The sequence below is a fragment of the Leisingera sp. ANG-M1 genome (genome assembly GCF_000813745.1).
Classification (GTDB): Bacteria; Pseudomonadota; Alphaproteobacteria; order Rhodobacterales; family Rhodobacteraceae; genus Leisingera.
The window spans coordinates 41,856-58,811 of the sequence record NZ_JWLC01000012.1; the positions used below are offsets into that span (position 1 = coordinate 41,856).

At 65.5% G+C, this 16,956-nt stretch carries 17 protein-coding genes; 10 read left to right on the top strand and 7 right to left on the bottom strand.

All coding sequences use genetic code 11. The features are described 5' to 3' along the window. Positions 1–64: 64 nt before the first annotated feature. Positions 65–1,237 (bottom strand): MFS transporter, encoded by a 1,173-nt coding sequence (locus tag RA19_RS10670; RefSeq protein WP_039162309.1) that lies wholly within the window; start codon positions 1,235–1,237, stop codon positions 65–67. Between the two features lie 129 nt (positions 1,238–1,366). Here RA19_RS10670 and RA19_RS10675 point away from each other — a divergent pair, with 129 nt between their 5' ends. From RA19_RS10675 to RA19_RS10690, 4 genes are all read left to right on the top strand, one after another. Continuing rightward, positions 1,367–2,530: a DUF3095 domain-containing protein gene (locus RA19_RS10675; RefSeq protein WP_039162312.1), complete on the top strand. Its 1,164-nt coding sequence runs from the start codon at positions 1,367–1,369 to the stop codon at positions 2,528–2,530. A 389-nt stretch (positions 2,531–2,919) separates the two neighbouring features. After that, positions 2,920–3,279, top strand: coding sequence for a hypothetical protein (locus RA19_RS10680; RefSeq protein WP_052261751.1), 360 nt, complete (start codon positions 2,920–2,922; stop codon positions 3,277–3,279). A gap of 85 nt (positions 3,280–3,364) precedes the next feature. Then, complete coding sequence (locus RA19_RS10685; protein WP_039162317.1) at positions 3,365–4,747, top strand: leucyl aminopeptidase family protein; 1,383 nt, start codon at positions 3,365–3,367, stop codon at positions 4,745–4,747. 4 nt (positions 4,748–4,751) lie between these two features. Beyond that, positions 4,752–5,597 (top strand): C40 family peptidase, encoded by an 846-nt coding sequence (locus RA19_RS10690; RefSeq protein WP_039162320.1) that lies wholly within the window; start codon positions 4,752–4,754, stop codon positions 5,595–5,597. Between the two features lie 95 nt (positions 5,598–5,692). On the opposite strand, the gene RA19_RS10695 is transcribed toward RA19_RS10690, so the two are convergent. From RA19_RS10695 to RA19_RS10705, 3 genes are all read right to left on the bottom strand, one after another. Next, on the bottom strand, positions 5,693–6,037 hold the full coding sequence (locus tag RA19_RS10695; RefSeq protein WP_039162322.1) for a DUF2794 domain-containing protein: 345 nt from the start codon (positions 6,035–6,037) through the stop codon (positions 5,693–5,695). Between the two features lie 115 nt (positions 6,038–6,152). Further along, positions 6,153–6,842 (bottom strand): ArsR/SmtB family transcription factor, encoded by a 690-nt coding sequence (locus RA19_RS10700; RefSeq protein ID WP_039162325.1) that lies wholly within the window; start codon positions 6,840–6,842, stop codon positions 6,153–6,155. 74 nt (positions 6,843–6,916) lie between these two features. Further along, positions 6,917–8,611, bottom strand: coding sequence for a Y-family DNA polymerase (locus RA19_RS10705; RefSeq protein ID WP_039162328.1), 1,695 nt, complete (start codon positions 8,609–8,611; stop codon positions 6,917–6,919). A 136-nt stretch (positions 8,612–8,747) separates the two neighbouring features. Between RA19_RS10705 and RA19_RS10710 the strand changes: the two genes are divergently transcribed. After that, the gene (locus tag RA19_RS10710; RefSeq protein ID WP_039162388.1) at positions 8,748–9,224 is read left to right on the top strand and encodes a c-type cytochrome; all 477 of its coding nucleotides are present in this window, start codon (positions 8,748–8,750) and stop codon (positions 9,222–9,224) included. A 57-nt stretch (positions 9,225–9,281) separates the two neighbouring features. Here RA19_RS10710 and RA19_RS10715 read toward each other — a convergent pair whose 3' ends face one another. Further along, positions 9,282–9,899 (bottom strand): TetR/AcrR family transcriptional regulator, encoded by a 618-nt coding sequence (locus tag RA19_RS10715; protein ID WP_039162330.1) that lies wholly within the window; start codon positions 9,897–9,899, stop codon positions 9,282–9,284. A gap of 146 nt (positions 9,900–10,045) precedes the next feature. Here RA19_RS10715 and mbfA point away from each other — a divergent pair, with 146 nt between their 5' ends. Further along, positions 10,046–11,020 (top strand): iron exporter MbfA, encoded by a 975-nt coding sequence (gene mbfA / locus RA19_RS10720; RefSeq protein ID WP_039162332.1) that lies wholly within the window; start codon positions 10,046–10,048, stop codon positions 11,018–11,020. Between the two features lie 306 nt (positions 11,021–11,326). On the opposite strand, the gene RA19_RS25770 is transcribed toward mbfA, so the two are convergent. Beyond that, entirely contained in the window at positions 11,327–12,067 is a 741-nt protein-coding gene (locus RA19_RS25770; RefSeq protein WP_152615738.1) for a hypothetical protein, read from the bottom strand. Between the two features lie 209 nt (positions 12,068–12,276). Between RA19_RS25770 and RA19_RS10730 the strand changes: the two genes are divergently transcribed. The 4 genes from RA19_RS10730 (at position 12,277) to RA19_RS10745 (ending at position 16,300) form a co-directional block, all read left to right on the top strand. Further along, positions 12,277–13,200, top strand: a complete 924-nt coding sequence (locus tag RA19_RS10730) for an AEC family transporter (protein ID WP_039162334.1) — start codon at positions 12,277–12,279, stop codon at positions 13,198–13,200. A 296-nt stretch (positions 13,201–13,496) separates the two neighbouring features. After that, positions 13,497–14,330, top strand: coding sequence for an S-formylglutathione hydrolase (gene fghA / locus RA19_RS10735; protein ID WP_039162336.1), 834 nt, complete (start codon positions 13,497–13,499; stop codon positions 14,328–14,330). A gap of 18 nt (positions 14,331–14,348) precedes the next feature. Continuing rightward, on the top strand, positions 14,349–15,845 hold the full coding sequence (gene sthA / locus RA19_RS10740; protein ID WP_039162337.1) for a Si-specific NAD(P)(+) transhydrogenase: 1,497 nt from the start codon (positions 14,349–14,351) through the stop codon (positions 15,843–15,845). Continuing rightward, on the top strand, positions 15,842–16,300 hold the full coding sequence (locus RA19_RS10745; RefSeq protein ID WP_039162339.1) for a YaiI/YqxD family protein: 459 nt from the start codon (positions 15,842–15,844) through the stop codon (positions 16,298–16,300). The genes sthA and RA19_RS10745 overlap by 4 nt, the downstream gene beginning before the upstream one ends. Here the strand turns inward: RA19_RS10745 and RA19_RS10750 are convergent. Continuing rightward, entirely contained in the window at positions 16,297–16,635 is a 339-nt protein-coding gene (locus tag RA19_RS10750) for an NIPSNAP family protein (RefSeq protein ID WP_039162341.1), read from the bottom strand. The two genes, RA19_RS10745 and RA19_RS10750, sit on opposite strands and share 4 nt — an antisense overlap. Positions 16,636–16,956: the final 321 nt, after the last annotated feature.

Below are 16,956 nucleotides of genomic sequence, written 5' to 3' on the forward strand. Positions count from 1 at the left end.
TCACCCGGCCTCATGGCCGGCGGCGGAGTATTACTGCCATCGGAGACAAGTTTAAAGTCCCCTCTCAGTCCATGCTGTCCCGGCTGAGCAGATAAATTGCGCATCCCGCGCCCAGACACACCAAAAAGAACGTGAAAATCCCTGTATAGGGCAAAGTTAGGTCCGCACCGGTCATTTCTGCGTGAATGCGCCCGGTGGCAAACTGCATGATTCCCACGCCGCCGATGCCAAACAGGTTCAAGAGCGTGACACCCCGCCCGGCCAGATGCGGCGGCACAAAGGCGCGGCCATGCGCCATGATCACCGGGAAAGAGGCGCCGAAAAAGCCGACAGCAGCCATCATCACCACCGGCATCCAGACGGGTGCTCCGCCGGCCAGGATCAGCCCGCCTAAGCTCGCACAGCCCAGCACGTTGCCGCCCAGGATCAGCCATTTGCGGGTGCCCAGCACCCGGTCCAGCGGCCCATAGGCAAAGGTCCCGGCAATCATCGCCGCCCCCATCACCAGCGTCGCCAGCCCCACGGCTTGGGTGCTGAGGCCATAGACATCGTTCAGGTAGGGCCCGATCCACAGCCCCCTGAGCGCGCCCGAGGGCGCATAGGCCACCAGCATCAGCGGAAAGATCGCCCACATCACCGGCATTTTCAGCAAATCAAAGACCGATCCTTTGTGCTCGCCCTCCGGCTTGTCCGGGTCCGAGACGGTCACGAAAATCCCCGCGGCCACGACAGCCGAGATCACAGCCAGACCCGCCAGCGTCCCGCGCCAGCCGAACAGGTCCACCGCCAGCGCCGTCGGGTAAGAGGCCACCAGATTGCCGGCCGACCCCACGCCCAGCATCACAGCCGCCAAAGTGGCAAAGCGGGCGGGCGGGTACTGCCGCGCAAAAATGTAGTAGGAAGCCATCAGCACCGGCGAGCAGCCAATGCCGATCAGGAACATCGCGACGCTCACATGCAAAGGCGCCGTGGCAGCGGCAAACAGCGCCGCACCGCCGCCGCCGCCCAGCAGAAGCAGCAAGGCCGCAGTCCGCCGCGGCCCCACATGGTCCAGTGCCCAGCCCACCGGCAGCTGCATCGCCGCAAAGGACAGGAACCACATGCCCGAGGCAAAGGCGAGATCATCCGGCGCCGCGCCGATGTCCTGCCCCAGCACGCCCGACAGCACCGCCAGGAAGGCGCGGAAAAACTGGCTCAGCACATAGGCCAGGCATAACAATATCAATCCCGCCTGCATTTCCCGCCCCCCGTGATCTTTTCTTCTGCCGCACAGCTTGCATGTTTGGCCCCGCGGCACAATTCGTTTAGGCAGGAACGGCGGGTCACCGGGAGCAGGCCGCGGAAACAGGCAGCGGGGCGGAACGACATGACAACCGACACTTTCTACGCCAGCCTGCCCAAGATCCGCGCCTTCGCCAGCCTTTCAGGCCCTGAAGGTTTTGCACCGCTGCCGCCGGACTGGCACCTCTGCTGCACCGACATCGTGAATTCCACCGGCCTGGTGGCGGCGGGCCGCTACAAGACCGTGAACATGATCGGCGCCGCGGTGATTGCCGCCATGCGCAACGCGCTGCAGGGCGAGGCCTTCCCCTTTATCTTCGGCGGCGACGGCGCCTCCTTTGCAGTGCCGCCCCGGCACCGCGATACCGCAGAGCAGGTGCTGGCAGGGCTGCGCGCCTGGACCGAGGCGGAATACGGCATCGGCCTGCGGGCAGCGATGCTGCCGCTGGCCTGGATCCGGGCCGAGGGGCTTGATGTGCAAGTTGCCCGGTATGCAGTGTCAGACTATGCGGATTTTGCCATGTTCAGTGGCGGCGGCCTGGCCTGGGCCGAAGCGCAGATGAAAGCCGGCGCCTTTGAAGTGCCGCCCGCGCTGCTGGCCGAGCCGCCCGATCTGGCCGGCCTCTCCTGCCGCTGGAGCAACACGCCCGCACGCAATGGAATCATCCTGTCGGTGGTCGCCTTGCCCGCGCCTGATACGAAACCGCAGGATTTTGCCAGGCTTTCCGCCGAAGTGCTGGAACTGGCCGGCCAGTTGGAGGGCGGCGGCCATCCAGTTCCGAAAACCGGCCCGAAACTGCAGTTTCCGCCCGCCGGGCTCCACCTCGAGGCACAGTCCTCCCGCGGCAAAACCCCGCTTTTTTTAAGGAAGCTTTACCTATTCTTCCACAGCGCCTTTGCCGGGCTGATCTTTGCCACCAAACGCCGGGCCGGCAGCTTTGACCCGGTACATTACCTGTCCGTGCTCAAGGCCAACTCCGACTTCCGCAAATTCGACGACGGGCTGAAAATGACGCTGGATTGCACTCCCGGGATCCGCGACCGGATCCGGCAGCATCTGGAACAGGCGGCAGCCGGGGGCCTGGTGCACTTCGGCCTCCATGAACAGAACGCAGCTATGGTCACCTGCATCGTGCCATCGCCCTTGGAGGACGATCACATCCACTTTGTTGACGGCGCGGCTGGTGGCTATACGCAAGCAGCGGCCAATCTGGCGGCGGCGTTCGGCAGCAGGAAGCAAGAGCGCTGACGTCATGACCTGGCTTAAATGCCGGTCCTGCTGCCATATCCTTCCAGCCTGCTTTCGCCGGCATCATTCCTCTCTCCGCCAGGTCCAGGAGCTGACGCACGGGCGATGCCCGGTCCAGCGCCGCCGAGGTGCCATCGTGACCGCCGCCCGGGCCGAAACCGAGGCTCATTAGCCCAGTCCCGGCAGCCCAAAGAGGGTTTGGCAGAATCCCTTGCCGAATCCCCTATTCGCTGGCGCTGCCGGGTCCGTTGCGCCGCATTGTCCCTAAATTCGAAGGATTTGCCCCCTCGCCCGGAAACCTTTTGACAACCTGTGCGGCGCAAATTGGCAGACGTGCCGTGGGGGCATGATGAATTTGGGTGAATGTGGTGGCCAATATACTAACAGTGATGCACTCGGAGACAGTGCGCCTTGATCCTGACAAACTTACCGCGCTGTATGAACAGCTCGGTGAAACCGGTGCCGAGGACGTGGTCTGCCGGGCCGTTGAGGAAATGGCAGTCCGCCTGACGCATTGCGAGCGCCTGTGGCGTCAGAATGACATGATGAACCTGCGCAAGAGCGCCCGCTCGCTGATCGCAATTGCCGATCAGATCGGCATGACGGCGCTGGCATCGATTGCGGGTGACGTGACCCAGGCCATTGATGCCGACGACGGGCCGGCGGTTGCCGCCATTCTGTTCCGGCTGATGCGGGTTGGAGAACGCTCTCTCACCGCAGTCTGGGACGAGCAGGACATGACGATCTGATTCTTCCAGGCTCTGCGGGGCTTGCAGGCCGCGCTGCGGCAGCTACTCTGGCGCATCAAGACTGATCCGAACCCGGAGTATCCTCATGCCGCCCGTCTTTGCCGTTCCCAGCCCGGACGCCTGTCCGGTGCATGTCATCGATAGCGATTCTTCCGACAGCTGGCTTTCAGGCCAGCCGCAGCGCGTTCAGGCCTGGGCAAAAGCGCAGGGATTCACCGGCGCCTGCGGCCAAGCCCTGGCGGTGCCTGCGGAAGACGGATCCATCAGCATGGCGCTGGCCGGATACGGCAGCCCTGCGCAACGGGCACGCCGCCGCTTTGTGCTGGCGGAAGCCGCGCAAAAACTGCCTGCCGGGACTTACCGGATCGCCTCCGGGCTTCCAGCCGCCGCAGCAAGCACTGAGACGCTGGGCTGGCTGCTGTCTCAATACCGCTTCGACCGGTACAAAGACGGCAAGGGCGAAGCCGCTGCGCTGGTCGCGCCGGACGGCCTTGATGCAGGCGCAGTCGAATCGCTGGCCGCCGCCGAATGCCTGACCCGTGATCTGATCAACACGCCCGCCTCGGACATGGGGCCGGACGAACTGCAAGCAGCAGCCTTTGCGCTGGCCGGGGAGTTTGGCGCCACAGCCTCTGCGGTTCTGGGCAACGATCTGCTGACGCAGAACTTCCCGCTGATTCACACTGTTGGCCGCGCCTCGGACCGCAGTCCGCGGCTGATCGACCTGCGCTGGGGCGATGCCGGCCCCAAGCTGACCCTGGTCGGCAAAGGCGTGTGCTTTGACACCGGCGGGCTGAACCTCAAGCCCGGCAACAGCATGGCGCTGATGAAAAAGGATATGGGCGGTGCCGCCAATGTCCTGGGGCTGGCCCGGATGATCATGGCCGCAGGCCTGCCCGTGCAGCTGCGGGTGCTGATCCCCGCAGTGGAAAACGCCGTCTCAGGCCCCGCCTTCCGGCCCGGCGATGTGCTCACCTCGCGCAAAGGCCTGACGGTCGAGGTCAACAACACCGACGCCGAAGGCCGCCTGGTGCTGGCCGACGCCCTGGCGCTGGCTGCCGAGGACGAACCCGATCTGCTGGTCTCGATGGCGACCCTCACCGGCGCTGCGCGTGTGGCAGTGGGGCCGGACCTCTCGCCCTTCTACACCGATCATGACGCCGATGCTGCCGCTCTGTCCGTAAGCGCCGCTGCCAATGCCGACCCCGTCTGGCGGATGCCCTTCCACGCGCCGTATGAAAAGATGATCGAACCCGGCATCGCTGACTTGGACAATGCGCCTTCGGGCGGTTTTGCAGGTTCCATCACCGCGGCGCTGTTTCTGCGCCGCTTTGCCGGCGAGGCCCGCTACATGCATTTCGATATCTACGGCTGGACCCCGGCCGCGGCGCCCGGCCGCCCCAAGGGCGGCGCCCTGCAAGGCGCCCGCGCGCTGTTTGCGGCGCTGCCCGGCATGCTGGAGCTCTGAACCGATGGCCGACCGCCGCCTGACCCCGGCAAACAGCCGCGTCGCTGCCGCTTATCTTGAGGATCTGCCGGAAGGAGTTGAGCGGGTAGACGGCACCGCCGCCCGCATCGGAGTGCCGGTTGCCGACCTGCTGCGCGCGCCCAATGGCGCACGCGACCGCCAGCTTGTTTATGGCGAGCCGGTCACCGTCTACGAAGAGCACGAGGGCTGGGCCTTTCTGCAGGCGGCCAAGGACGGCTATGTCGGCTATGTCGGCTATGTGCCTGGCACCGCCCTGATCCCGGTTTTCGAGGCCACCCATTGGGTCAGCGCCCCCGCCACCCACGCCTATACCGCGGATGATTTCAAATCGCCCGAGACCCGCGCCCTCAGCCATGGCAGCCGGGTGCAGGTGCTGGGCGGCGCCGGGCAGTTACCTGGGCGGTTCCTGGAAACCAACCTCGGCTTCATCCCCGCCCGCCACCTGTCGCCTTTGGGCGCCCATGCGGATGACACCGTGGCAGTGGCCGAACTGTTCCTCGGCACGCCGTATCTCTGGGGCGGCAACAGCCGTTTTGGCATCGACTGCTCCGGCCTGGTGCAGGCGGCCTTGCTGGCCTGCGGTATCCCCTGCCCCGGCGACAGCGACATGCAGGAGGCAGAACTGGGGGCACCGGCCCCGTCCGGAGATTACCAGCGCGGCGACCTCTTGTTCTGGAAAGGCCATGTGGCAATGGTGCGGGACGCGCAAACGCTGATCCATGCCAATGCTCATGACATGGCGGTGGCACTTGAACCCATAGATGCCGCCATCGAACGGATTCAGACGCAGGGCGACGGCCCGGTCACCGCGCACAAACGGCTGGCCTAACGCGCATTCGCCACCTCAGGCGGCAAAAATCCTACAAAGAGTGTTGGCCGGAAAATTCGAATTTTCCGGTCCCCGCTCCGCCGCGATCCCTGCGGCTACTCCACGGAGCGGATCAGCTTGCGCTCCAGCACCCGCAGCACGGTCTTCAGATCCGCGCCGCGCTTGAGGATGTGACCGTCCATACCGACTACCGAATACTGCCCCTGCCGCTGCCGCAGCTTGGGGCGCTTTTCGATACGGTAGAGCGGATGCTCTGCCGTGCGCCGGAAGACCGAGAACACTGCCAGATCACGCAAGGAAGAAATCCCGTAGTCACGCCATTCGCCCGCCGCCACCATCCGCCCGTAAAGCGAAAGAATGACCGACAGTTCCCGCCGGTCAAATGCGACTTGCTGAGGAATGGGAGATCCGGGAAAAGGCTGCACCTGATCAAAGCTCATAAGATAAAGCTTGCCTCATTTGCCCGGCAAATCAAGGTTTATGACGTTCGAATTTTCCTGTGATGCACCCGGCGCACAGGCTTTGCACTGCGGTTTCACCGGGTTTTGAAGGGGTTCAGGCCGCCGCCAGCTCCCCGCACTGCACGCCCAGGATCTGCTCTAAGGCCACCCGCCCCGGCGCCGTCAGCATCAGGCCGCGCTTGTGCCGGTGCCGCTTGACCCAGCCGCTGTCCAAGGCGTGATCCAGGATCTGCCGGCCCATCGGGCCGGCCACATGCAGCTTGCGCTCGGTCCAGTCGAGGCAGGGCCTGGCAAAGGGCTGGCGCGCGGGTTTCTCCGGCAGCACAACCCCCATCTTCAGCCATTCCCCGGCCGGTTCCGCACGAAAGGCCCCGTGCTCCTCGGCCAGCATACCGCGGTCCAGAAACGCCCGGGTCATCGCCACCGCCAATGGCCCCGCCAAGTGGTCATAGCAGCTGCGCAGCTGCGCCAGGCCGCCCGCCTTGCGCTGCTGGGCCCGATGCAGGCTGTCGGCGGGCGCAATTGCCGCCAGCTGCTCCAGCGCATGGGCCACCTCGGCGCTGGCCAGCCGGTGATAGACGCAGCGGCCGCGCTTTTCAGCCAGCACAAGTCCCGCGTCCTGCAGCATCCGCAGATGTGCCGAAGCGGTCTGCGGCGTCACCCCGGCCGCCGCTGCCAGCTCCTTATTGGTATAGGCGCGGCCTTCCATCAGCTCGCACAGCATCTGGGTGCGGCTAGCGTCGCTGATGGCCTGGCCCAGGATATCGAAACGCGGTGTGGTCATAGCTTTATCCTACGCCCTTACGGCCCTGAGGCCCAAGAAAAACCCTTCGTCCCCCGCCGAACTGTCCGCGCCGTTCAGGCAAAGGAGCCATGGCAGAACCAGCCCCTGGACAGCGCGCCGCCATGGGCAAAAAACAGCCACAGCCGGGTACCGCAGGCGGTCGCCACCACCCAGTAGTCGCGCACCCCGCTGCGCCACTCGGGGTCCTCCAGCCACCATTCGGGCGCGATCCGCTCGGGGCCCTCGGCATGCGCCAGCTCCCAGTCCTGGCCCCGCCAGCGGAAACGCCCCGGCAGCTGCGGCACATCCGGCGCATGGACCAGCTCGGGCCGCCACAGCAGCAGCGGCCGCGGCCGCGGGGACCGCGGCCACTCCCCTGACGCAGGCTCGGACCAGGCTGCGGCCTGCACGGTGAAAGTCTTCTCCGGAATATGGCTTTCGGCGGGGTGATAGCGGGTAATCGCCTCCAGCCCCAGCCGGGCGCCAAGGCGGCCGATCAGATCCTCCAGCGCCGCCGCATTCTCCTGCCGCCCCTCCTGCCGCGCCCGCGCCGCGGCGCCTGCCTCGGCATGGCCCGCGGGGGTGCGGTCATGGATGGCTTCGGTCTGCAACGCCTCCAGCCGCAGCATGTCGATGCCATAGCCCGCGTCGATCTGCTCCAGCTTCATCTCAAGCAACGGCCGGATGCGGGCCGGATCGCGGGTCGCCCGCGCCAGGCCGACCGCCACCGCCTCCATCGCCTGATCACAGCGGTGCGCCTCCAGCCGCAGGCTGCGCAGGCCCCGGCCGCGCGCCTCCAGCCGGGCGCAGAGCCGCGGCAGCATCCGGTCGATTCCGGCCAGGAGATCCTCCATCAGCCCGATCGGATCCGGCAGGGTCAGCCGCACCGCAAAATGGTCCGGGCTGCGCGCAGGCGAGACCGGCTCGGGCGCGCTGCCCATCGCCTGGTCCAGCCGCAGGACCAGCCCACGGCCGAAACGGCGCGCCAGCCCAGCGCGCGGCTGTCCCAGCAGATCGCCGATCCGCCGCAATCCCAGCCGGTTCAGCTGCGCCACGGTGGCGCCGTCCAGCCGCAGCGCCGCCACCGGCAAGGGCCCAAGCGCGGCATAGGCCTGCCCCGGTTCGGCAATCCGCCCCGTCTGCGGCGGCACCGCCTGGACCTGCGGCGCGGCACCGCCGCGGGTCCAGTGGCGGCGCTTGGCGCTTTGCCGCGGTGTGCGCTTCTGCGCCCGGGCGCGGGTCGCGGGCGCCTCCTGGTCGATGGCATCGCCGGAGCGGTCCGGCGCCGCTTCCTGCCCGGCGTAGCGCGCCAGCGCCCAGGCGGCGCCGAGGGTGTCGGCCAGCCCCATCTGCACGCTGAGGCCCATTTCTGCGCAGTCCGTCCCCGCCGCCTCCATCAGCGCCGCCTCGCCGCCGAACAGATGGGCGCAGCCGCTGATGTCCAGCACCAGCCCGTCCTCCTCTGCCTCGGCCACCCAGGGGCTGAACTTGCCCGCCCAGCGCCTGAGCGCGGCCAGAAACGCAGCCTCGGCAGCGCGGTTGCGCGGCCGCACCACCAGCGCAGCGCACATCGCATGGGCATCGCGCAACGGCTGGCCCGCCTGCAAGCCCTCTGCCAAAGCAGCTGCGTTTAACGCAGAAATAACCTGCGTGTTGGACACTTCGCAGGCAACGGCCAGCGGCCCGGTGATGCCGCCGCGCTCAGCCCGCATGGCACGCTCCGCCCCAAGACGCGGAAACCAAAGCGAGAGGATGCGGCGGTGAAGCATGGGCAACGGGTCGGCAACGGGGGCAAAGCATGCGGCAGCGCAAGCCGCAAGCAGGCCAGATTATGGGAGTGTCACACTATATGTTCTTATTTTGTTCTTGTCATTTGATTCGATCAAGCTGCCGGGGGATGCCGCGATGAAGCTCCGCCTCGCCAAAGCCGCTGCCTTTCTGGCAGTCATTGCCGCCCTGGCCATCGGCAGTTCCGCTCCCAGCACCGCCGGCAATGGCTTGAACAAGCACGTGACGCGCCGGATTGCTCTGATGACCTCGCAGAAGGCCGCCATGGATGAACTCACCAGCATGATGGCCGGGCGCAGCTATTTCGATCCTGCCAAAGCCAAGGCGGCCCGGCGGCTGCTGGTCAAATCCACCGGGTCGATCCGCAAGCATTTCAAGAAACCGCGGCTGGATCCGCGCTCAAATGCCCGGCCTCTGATCTGGCACGCCTGGAAGGATTTCGAGGCCCGCGCGGACTTGGCCCAGACTGCCGCCAAATCACTCAATGCGCGCACCCTGCCCGGGCTGCGCCGGACTCTGCCCAGCCTGATGCAAAGCTGCATCAGCTGCCACGAGACCTTCCGCAACACGCCGAATACATTCATCACTCATTGAACCGTTCGAACCACTAAGCAGCCGTGCGGGACAGTCCCCTGTCCCGCCTCCCCGGCTTCAGGCGCCGTAACGGGCCAGGAAAGTGTCGATCGCGCCGCTGATCACCCGTTCCAGCTCGGCTTCGGAAAAGCTCTCGTCAATCTTGAACAGGAAACGCAGGAACACATCCGCCTTGCACAGCTCGATGAATTGCGCCGCTGCCAGATCGACGTCCGCAATTGCCAGCTCGCCGCGCTCAGCCGCCACCGCCAGGTAATCGCGGATCTGCCCGTGCAGCACCATCGGGCCGCTTTCATAGAACATCGGCCCCAGTTCCGGAAACCGGTCGGCCTCGGCCACGAAAATCCGGAACAGCTGCAGGCTGAAACCGTTCAGCAGCACTCCGTGCACCCGCTCTGCTGCCAGCCGCAGCACATCGCGCGGGCCGCAGCAGCCCTCCGCCAGATCCAGCGAGCTGTCCGCCTGCTGCACGCAGACCGAGCGCACCACCTCCATGAACAGCACCCGCTTGTCGGGGAAATAACTGTACAGCGTCGCCTTGGACACGCCGGCCGCCTTGGCAATCTTGTCGACGCTGGCGCCCTCGAATCCGTCCGCCAGGAACACCTCGCGTGCGCCCTCCAGGACCTGGTCGAATTTCCGGCCGGTGCGCAGAACGCTGGCTTGCTGGTTCATGAGGTCTCCTCAGGATACGGGCTAGGGGCAGCAGGATCTGCCCCTAATGTAATCCGGGACGCCGCTTTGCAACAGGGTTGCTGTGCCGTCTTGCAGCTGCTCAAGGAACCGTTATGTTTAGAATCATTCTAATTTGAGGGCATCCCATGCGTTTTTTCACCCAGCGCAAACACTTTGCAGAGCTGACCGGGCAGCAGGTTCTGGCCCTGGCGATCTCCTCGGAAGAGGATGATGCGCGCATCTACCGCGGCTTTGCCGCACGGCTGCGGGCGGACTACCCCGCCAGCGCGGCGCTGTTCGACGGCATGGCAGCAGAAGAGGACGCGCACCGCGCCCAGCTGATTGCCCTGCATGAGGCGCGTTTCGGCCCGGCGATACCGCTGATCCGGCGCGAGCATGTGGCGGGGTTTTACGCCCGCCGCCCTGTTTGGCTGACGGAGAACCTGAGCCTGGACCGCATCCGCGACGAGGCCCGCGCGATGGAGCGTGACGCCGAGCGTTTCTACACCGCCGCCGCTGCCCGCACACAGGATGCCGCCACACGCAGGCTGCTGGGCGATCTGGCCGCGGCGGAAGCGGGCCACCAGGCCCGGGCCGGAGAACTTGAGGAGGCGCATCTGGACGACGGTACCCGTGCCGACGAGGACAGGGCCGCCCACCGCCAGTTTGTGCTGACCTGGGTGCAGCCCGGCCTGGCGGGACTGATGGACGGCTCGGTCTCCACCCTGGCACCGATCTTTGCCACCGCATTTGCCACCCAGGACACCTGGACCACGTTTCTGGTCGGGGTGGCAGCCTCGGTCGGGGCCGGCATCTCGATGGGCTTCACCGAAGCCGCCTCGGACGATGGTGAACTTTCTGGACGCGGCTCGCCGGTCAAGCGCGGCCTGGCCTCCGGCGTGATGACCACCGTGGGCGGTCTCGGCCACGCCCTGCCGTACCTGATCCCCGAGTTCTGGACCGCCACCACGCTCGCCCTGCTGATTGTCTTTGTTGAGCTTTGGGCGATTGCCTGGATCCAGAACCGCTTTATGCAAACACCGTTCTGGCGCGCCACGATGCAAGTGGTGCTGGGCGGCGCCCTGGTGCTGGGCGCCGGCGCGCTCATCGGCAGCGGCTAGTCACCGCGCCGGTGGCACTCCCGCCCGCTCCGGAGCAGCCCAAGGCTGCCCTTCCCGGTTGGGCCCGGCAGCGCTGGCGCGCTGCAGATGGCGCCTGCGGACAGCACCGGGTCAGGGATGAGCATGCTTCCCGGAAACCCTCCGGGTGGGCAGTCTGTTTTCCAGCGGGCGGAACTCCGGCAGCGGCCGCAACCAGTCAGGCGGTCTCAGAACATATTTGCTCATAAAGCGCTTCCCGGCAGCCTCCCTGCGCCGTGCACTGCACGGCGCCCCTGGCCCAAGCCGGCATTATGCATGGGGCATCAGTTAACCCAGGTTGCGCACCTTTTCGTAAAACGCCCGGTTGCGGGCCCGCGCATCTTCCAGCACCCCTTCCCGCGTTTCCGCCGCAGCGAGTTTGTCCGGCCAGTCCTGCGGACCGGCAAACACCGGATTCTCCCGGAACTGGCGGAATTTGTCGCTAAAGGGCACCGACAGCACCCGGTGCCCCAGGCACATCGCCCAAAAGGTGCCGTGGTAGGAATTGGCCACCACGATCTCGCCGCTGGCGAGAAAGGCAAGCGCCTCCTCCATATCCGCCTGCCCATTGGTCAGTTCCGGGATCCCCGCCACCCGCGCCAAGCCGTCCGGCTTCTGCGTGTGGCTGAACAGCACAACTTCATGCTCCGGTTCCGCCTGGACCTCGAACAGCGGCGACATGGCGCTGGGGCAGGGCACAAACTCACACCCCGGAACATCCCAGTTCCGGGAGGACATCAAGGCGCAAATTCCCTGCAGGATATCAAATTCGATGCTGGCAGCCGCGGTGCGGCCGATACCGACGCCCCGGATCACCCGGTGCTTCGCCTCCGGCGTGCCGTAGATCACCGAATTCACGCAGTCCCCGAAAACCTGCCCGCCCCCGAGCACAGCCAGCCGGCTGGGCGGCGGGGTCTCGCTGAAGTCCAGAAAAGCGGTTTCACCAAACTGGAAATAGAGACCTGGCGAGCAGTACAGATCACCGGTGTTGCGGCCCTTGCGGCGGTGCTGAAAGACGGTATCTAGCATGGCCGGCATTTAAACCGCCACCCGCCCGAAAAGCCCGTATTTCCTGCCTCCCGCAAAGGCACTCCGCCGGCAGGGCCGCGCCGTGCGCAGCGCGGCGCCACGCCCAACTGTGAGGGGCATTCTCCAGAATGCCCATGAACAGGCGGGAGTACCCCCTCGCCTTGAAATCAGCCTTTGCCAATTGGTCAATTCAGGTTACCAATCCGCCAATGGCCGAGATTTTCTTCCGCACCCTGCCCTTCTTTGCAATCATCGCCCTCGGCTACGGCGCCGGGCGCAGCCGGTTCTTTACCGAAGAGGCCACCGCCTATCTCACCAAATTCGTCTTCTACTTTCCGCTCTCGGCAATGATCTTCCGCTTTGCCGCAAACCTCTCCTTTGCCGAAGTCTTCGACCCGGCGCTGATCCTCGGCTATCTGGCCGGCACGCTGGCGGTCTACCTGCTGGTATCCGCCGTCGCCATGATCCGCAGGCTGGACATGCAGACCGCAGCAGTCGAGGCGCAATGCGCGGCGATCGGCAACGTCGGTTTCCTCGGCCTGCCGATGATGGCAACCCTGTTCGGGCCCGCGTCAGTGGCGCCGATGATGCTGGTGCTGAGCGTGGACCTGGTGGTGTTCTCCTCACTGATCGTCATCCTGATCAATGCAGGCCGCGGTCAAGGCCCCGGGCTGGGGACGCTGAAACTGGTCGGGCTGGGCCTGCTCAAGAACCCGATGATACTGGCAATTTGCGCAGGCCTCGCCTGGTCGGCGTCAGAGCTCCGGCTTCCGGTGCCGGTGAATGACTTCCTCACCCTGCTCGGTGCAGCCGCCACGCCCGGCGCGCTGTTTGCCATCGGTGCCTCGCTCGCCTCGAAATCCGCCGAGCGGCTGCAGGTCGCAGGCTGGCTCAGCTTTGCCAAGCTGGTGCTGCACCCGGCCTGCGTCGCCCTCGGCGTGCTGTGGCTGATGCCGGTGGCGCCGTATTCCGCAGCCATCGCAATTGCAGCAGCCGCACTGCCGGTCGCAGGCAATGTCTACATGCTGGCGCAGCATTACGGCGTCGCGCCGCAGCGGGTCTCGGCCGCCATCCTGATTTCCACATTACTGTCGATCGCCACCGTTCCTGCCGTCATCGCCTGGGTTTCCTGACTGAGGCCTGCACAACCCGGGAAGGCTCCCGCGCCCGCAGGACGCCCTGACTGGCGTCAGCGCGTCCTTGGCGGCCTTGGGCCCGGCCCGGCGCTGTGCGCCGGGCCGGGCCCAAGGGGAGCGGAGCATGCCCCATGCTCCGGCCACAGGCGGGAGCCATTCCTTGCCTGGGCCGCGGATGTTTGCGATTTCGCAAGCCTTCTGCCGCAAAAACAGGCATTGCCGCCGCCCGCCCGCTGGACGCTGCCGCGATCAGCCGTTAGCGATAGGGCTAACAGATTCAAGGAGCCTCACGCATGGAAACCGTTTCCGAGAACCGCGCCTTTGGCGGCACCCAGGGCGTCTACAAGCACGCCAGCAGCGCCACCGGCTGCGACATGACCTTTGGCCTGTTCCTGCCGGAAGAGGCCCAGGACGGCCCGGTGCCGGTGCTGTGGTACCTCTCGGGCCTCACCTGCACCCATGAAAACGCCATGACCAAGGCAGGCGCCCAGGCCTGGTGCGCCGAGCAGGGCATCGCCATTGTTTTCCCCGACACCAGCCCCCGCGGCGAAGGCGTCGCTAACGATGACGCCTACGACCTGGGCCAGGGCGCGGGCTTCTATGTAAACGCCACCCAGGAACCTTGGGCGCCGCATTTCCGCATGTGGGACTACGTGGCCGAGGAGCTGCCCGCACTGCTGGGTGAAAAATTCGCCATCGACCTGGACCGTCAGGCAATCACCGGCCACTCGATGGGCGGCCATGGCGCACTGACCTTGGCGATGAACCTGCCGGGCCGTTACAAGTCGGTTTCTGCCTTTGCGCCGATCTCCAACCCGACCGCATCGGACTGGGGCCGCAAGCAGCTGAGCGCCTATCTGGGCGACGATGAAGCGGCCTGGGCCAAGCATGACGCCACCCTCTTGATGCGCGAGAAAGGCTTTGACGGCCCGATCCTGATCGACACCGGCACCTCGGACCAGTTCATCGACCTGCTGAAGCCCGAAGCGCTGGCCCACGCCGCGGCCGAGCGCCGCCAGCAGGCCGTCCTGCGGATGCAGCCGGGCTACGACCACAGCTATTTCTTCGTGTCGACCTTCATGGAGGAGCACGTCTCCTTCCACGCCGACGCACTGTACCAGAGCTAAGAGACAAAGGACGCGGCCATGAGTGACGAATTTGATTATGACCTGATCATCATCGGTTCCGGCCCCTCGGGCCGCGCCGCCGCCATCCAGGCGGGCAAACTGCACCGCCGGGTGCTGGTGATCGACCGCAAGGACCGGCTCGGGGGCGTGTCGGTGCACACCGGCACCATCCCGTCGAAAACCCTGCGCGAGACCGTGCTGAACCTGTCGGGCTGGCGCGAGCGCTCCTTCTACGGCCGCTCCTACCGGGTCAAGGATGACATCCTTGCCGAGGACCTGAAGGCGCGCCTGCACAAGACCCTGGACCACGAGGTCGATGTGCTGGAGCATCAGTTCAACCGCAACCACGTGGACACCCTGCTGGGCCTGGCCAAATTCGTTGGCCCGAACGAGGTAGAGGTCGCGACTGAGGCCGGCGAAACCACCCGGCTGACGGCGGAGAAATTCCTGATTTCCACCGGCACCAAGACCTACCGGCCGGACTACGTGCCCTTCAACGGCTCCACCATCGTTGACGGCGACGAGTTCCTCGAGATGGCGGAAATCCCGCGTTCGCTGGTGGTCATCGGCGCCGGCGTCATCGGGGTGGAATATGCCACCATGTTCTCCGCCCTCGATGTGCGCGTCACCCTGATCGAGCCGCGCGAGACCTTCCTCGACTTCATCGACAAGACCCTGATCCAGGAATTCACCCATCAGATCCGCGAAAACGGTGTCGACCTGCGGCTGGGCTCGGCAGTGGAAAACATCGAAGACGCGGGCGAACATGTCGAGGTCACCCTGGCCAACGGCCGCCATGTGCGCGCCGAAATGCTGCTGTTTGCGGCCGGCCGCATGGGCGCCACCGGCGCCTTGAACCTCGAGGCTACCGGGCTGAAGACCGACCACCGCGGCCGCCTCAGCGTGGATCGAAAGACCTACCAGACCGAAGTGCCGCATATCTATGCCACCGGCGATGTGATCGGCCACCCGTCGCTGGCCTCCACCTCGCTGCAGCAGGGCCGGGTTGCTGCCTGCCACGCGCTTGACACCCCCACCATGCCGGAAAGCCCCTGGTATCCTTACGGCATCTATTCGGTGCCGGAAATGTCCACCTGCGGCATGTCCGAGGAGGAGCTGAAAGAGCGCGGCATCCCCTACGAAGTCGGCGAAGCACGCTTCCGCGAGACCTCGCGCGGCCACATCATGGGGCTGGAGCACGGTATGCTGAAGATGCTCTTGTCCTTGAAAACCCGCCGGGTGCTGGGCGTGCAAATCGTCGGCGAAGGCGCCACCGAGCTGATCCACATCGGCCAGGCGGTGATGAACCTGCAAGGAACCGTGGACTACTTCGTGCAGAACACCTTCAACTACCCGACTCTGGCAGAGGCCTATAAGGTTGCCGGGCTGGACGCCTTCAACCGGATGCCGATCCCGGAAGAATTCAAGGTGAAAAAACCGTCCCGCAAGGCCAAGGCCAAACCTGCACCCAAGGCGGAAAAACCGGCTGAGGCAGAACAGAAGGCGGCCGAGTGACCGCGCTCTACATCGACGCTGACGCCTGCCCGGTCAAGCAGGAGGCCGAGCGGGTCGCCACCCGCCACGGGCTGCGCATGTTTGTGGTCTCTAACGGCGGCTTGCGGCCTTCGCAGAACCCGCTGGTGGAAACCGTGATCGTGGCTGAGGGCGCCGATGTGGCCGATATGTGGATCGCAGAGCGCTGCGGGCCAGGCGATGTGGTGGTGACGGGCGACATCCCGCTGGCCGCCAAATGCATCGAGGCCGGTGCCCGGGTGCTGCGCCACAACGGCGAGCGCTTCACTGAGGCCAACATCGGCCAGCAGCTGGCAATGCGCGACCTGATGGCCGATCTGCGCGCCGCCAACCCTTTGGGGGTTCAGGGCGGCGGCAAGGGCTTCACCAAGGCCGACCGTTCGCGGTTTCTCGATGCGCTGGAGCGGGAGCTCAGGGCAGCCAAGGCAGGCCGCTAGCCCATAGCGGCCTTCAGCGGCGCCAGATCCCCTTCCAGCACCGGCCGCAGGAAAGTCCGGTCATAGCGGCGGACGATACTGTTCTGCCTGGCGAATTCAAAGGCAGCCAGACAATCCGCATCCTCGAAACTCCGGGCCCGGTAGTCCTCATAGGCGGCCAGCGACGGGAAGGAAAACAGCGCCACCGCCAGGTCATTGGCGCTTTCATGCGGCAGGAAATAGCCGTGATGGGTGCCGCCAAAGCGCTCCACCAGCGGGATCCAGGCCTTGGCGTAAATCTCGAAGGCATCTACTTTGTCCGGATCAATTTCATAGGTGATGTAGCAGGTTATCATTGCACGGCTTTCTTTCTGATTTCCCCGGAAGGCTAGGCAAACCGCCTGGCAATTCCCAATGAGATTGTGTGATCCGCCATTCACAAAAGCCGATGCCCTGCCGACGCGCTGCATCTTGCCCTCGGACTGGCGCGTTCAGGGCGGACCCTGCCCAGAAGCGGTTCTAAGCAAGGAAGCCTGCCAACAGTCAGAAACACTGTCTAAGAGTTCAGCGTTGAAGAATTCCTGTTAAGAATTTTGCCCGGAAAATTCACAATTTTCCGCCCCCCGCCCCATTGCCAGCCCCAGTCATTTACGCCACTGATCCTCCATACACCCCAC

What these genes read in the sequence shown, in the direction of transcription:
- RA19_RS10670 (WP_039162309.1), bottom strand. Translation starts at nt 1,237, where the DNA reads ATGCAGGCGGGATTGATATTGTTATGCCTGGCCTATGTGCTGAGCCAG.
- RA19_RS10675 (WP_039162312.1), top strand. Translation starts at nt 1,367, where the DNA reads ATGACAACCGACACTTTCTACGCCAGCCTGCCCAAGATCCGCGCCTTC.
- RA19_RS10680 (WP_052261751.1), top strand. Translation starts at nt 2,920, where the DNA reads ATGCACTCGGAGACAGTGCGCCTTGATCCTGACAAACTTACCGCGCTG.
- RA19_RS10685 (WP_039162317.1), top strand. Translation starts at nt 3,365, where the DNA reads ATGCCGCCCGTCTTTGCCGTTCCCAGCCCGGACGCCTGTCCGGTGCAT.
- RA19_RS10690 (WP_039162320.1), top strand. Translation starts at nt 4,752, where the DNA reads ATGGCCGACCGCCGCCTGACCCCGGCAAACAGCCGCGTCGCTGCCGCT.
- RA19_RS10695 (WP_039162322.1), bottom strand. Translation starts at nt 6,037, where the DNA reads ATGAGCTTTGATCAGGTGCAGCCTTTTCCCGGATCTCCCATTCCTCAG.
- RA19_RS10700 (WP_039162325.1), bottom strand. Translation starts at nt 6,842, where the DNA reads ATGACCACACCGCGTTTCGATATCCTGGGCCAGGCCATCAGCGACGCT.
- RA19_RS10705 (WP_039162328.1), bottom strand. Translation starts at nt 8,611, where the DNA reads ATGCTTCACCGCCGCATCCTCTCGCTTTGGTTTCCGCGTCTTGGGGCG.
- RA19_RS10710 (WP_039162388.1), top strand. Translation starts at nt 8,748, where the DNA reads ATGAAGCTCCGCCTCGCCAAAGCCGCTGCCTTTCTGGCAGTCATTGCC.
- RA19_RS10715 (WP_039162330.1), bottom strand. Translation starts at nt 9,899, where the DNA reads ATGAACCAGCAAGCCAGCGTTCTGCGCACCGGCCGGAAATTCGACCAG.
- mbfA (WP_039162332.1), top strand. Translation starts at nt 10,046, where the DNA reads ATGCGTTTTTTCACCCAGCGCAAACACTTTGCAGAGCTGACCGGGCAG.
- RA19_RS25770 (WP_152615738.1), bottom strand. Translation starts at nt 12,067, where the DNA reads ATGCTAGATACCGTCTTTCAGCACCGCCGCAAGGGCCGCAACACCGGT.
- RA19_RS10730 (WP_039162334.1), top strand. Translation starts at nt 12,277, where the DNA reads ATGGCCGAGATTTTCTTCCGCACCCTGCCCTTCTTTGCAATCATCGCC.
- fghA (WP_039162336.1), top strand. Translation starts at nt 13,497, where the DNA reads ATGGAAACCGTTTCCGAGAACCGCGCCTTTGGCGGCACCCAGGGCGTC.
- sthA (WP_039162337.1), top strand. Translation starts at nt 14,349, where the DNA reads ATGAGTGACGAATTTGATTATGACCTGATCATCATCGGTTCCGGCCCC.
- RA19_RS10750 (WP_039162341.1), bottom strand. Translation starts at nt 16,635, where the DNA reads ATGATAACCTGCTACATCACCTATGAAATTGATCCGGACAAAGTAGAT.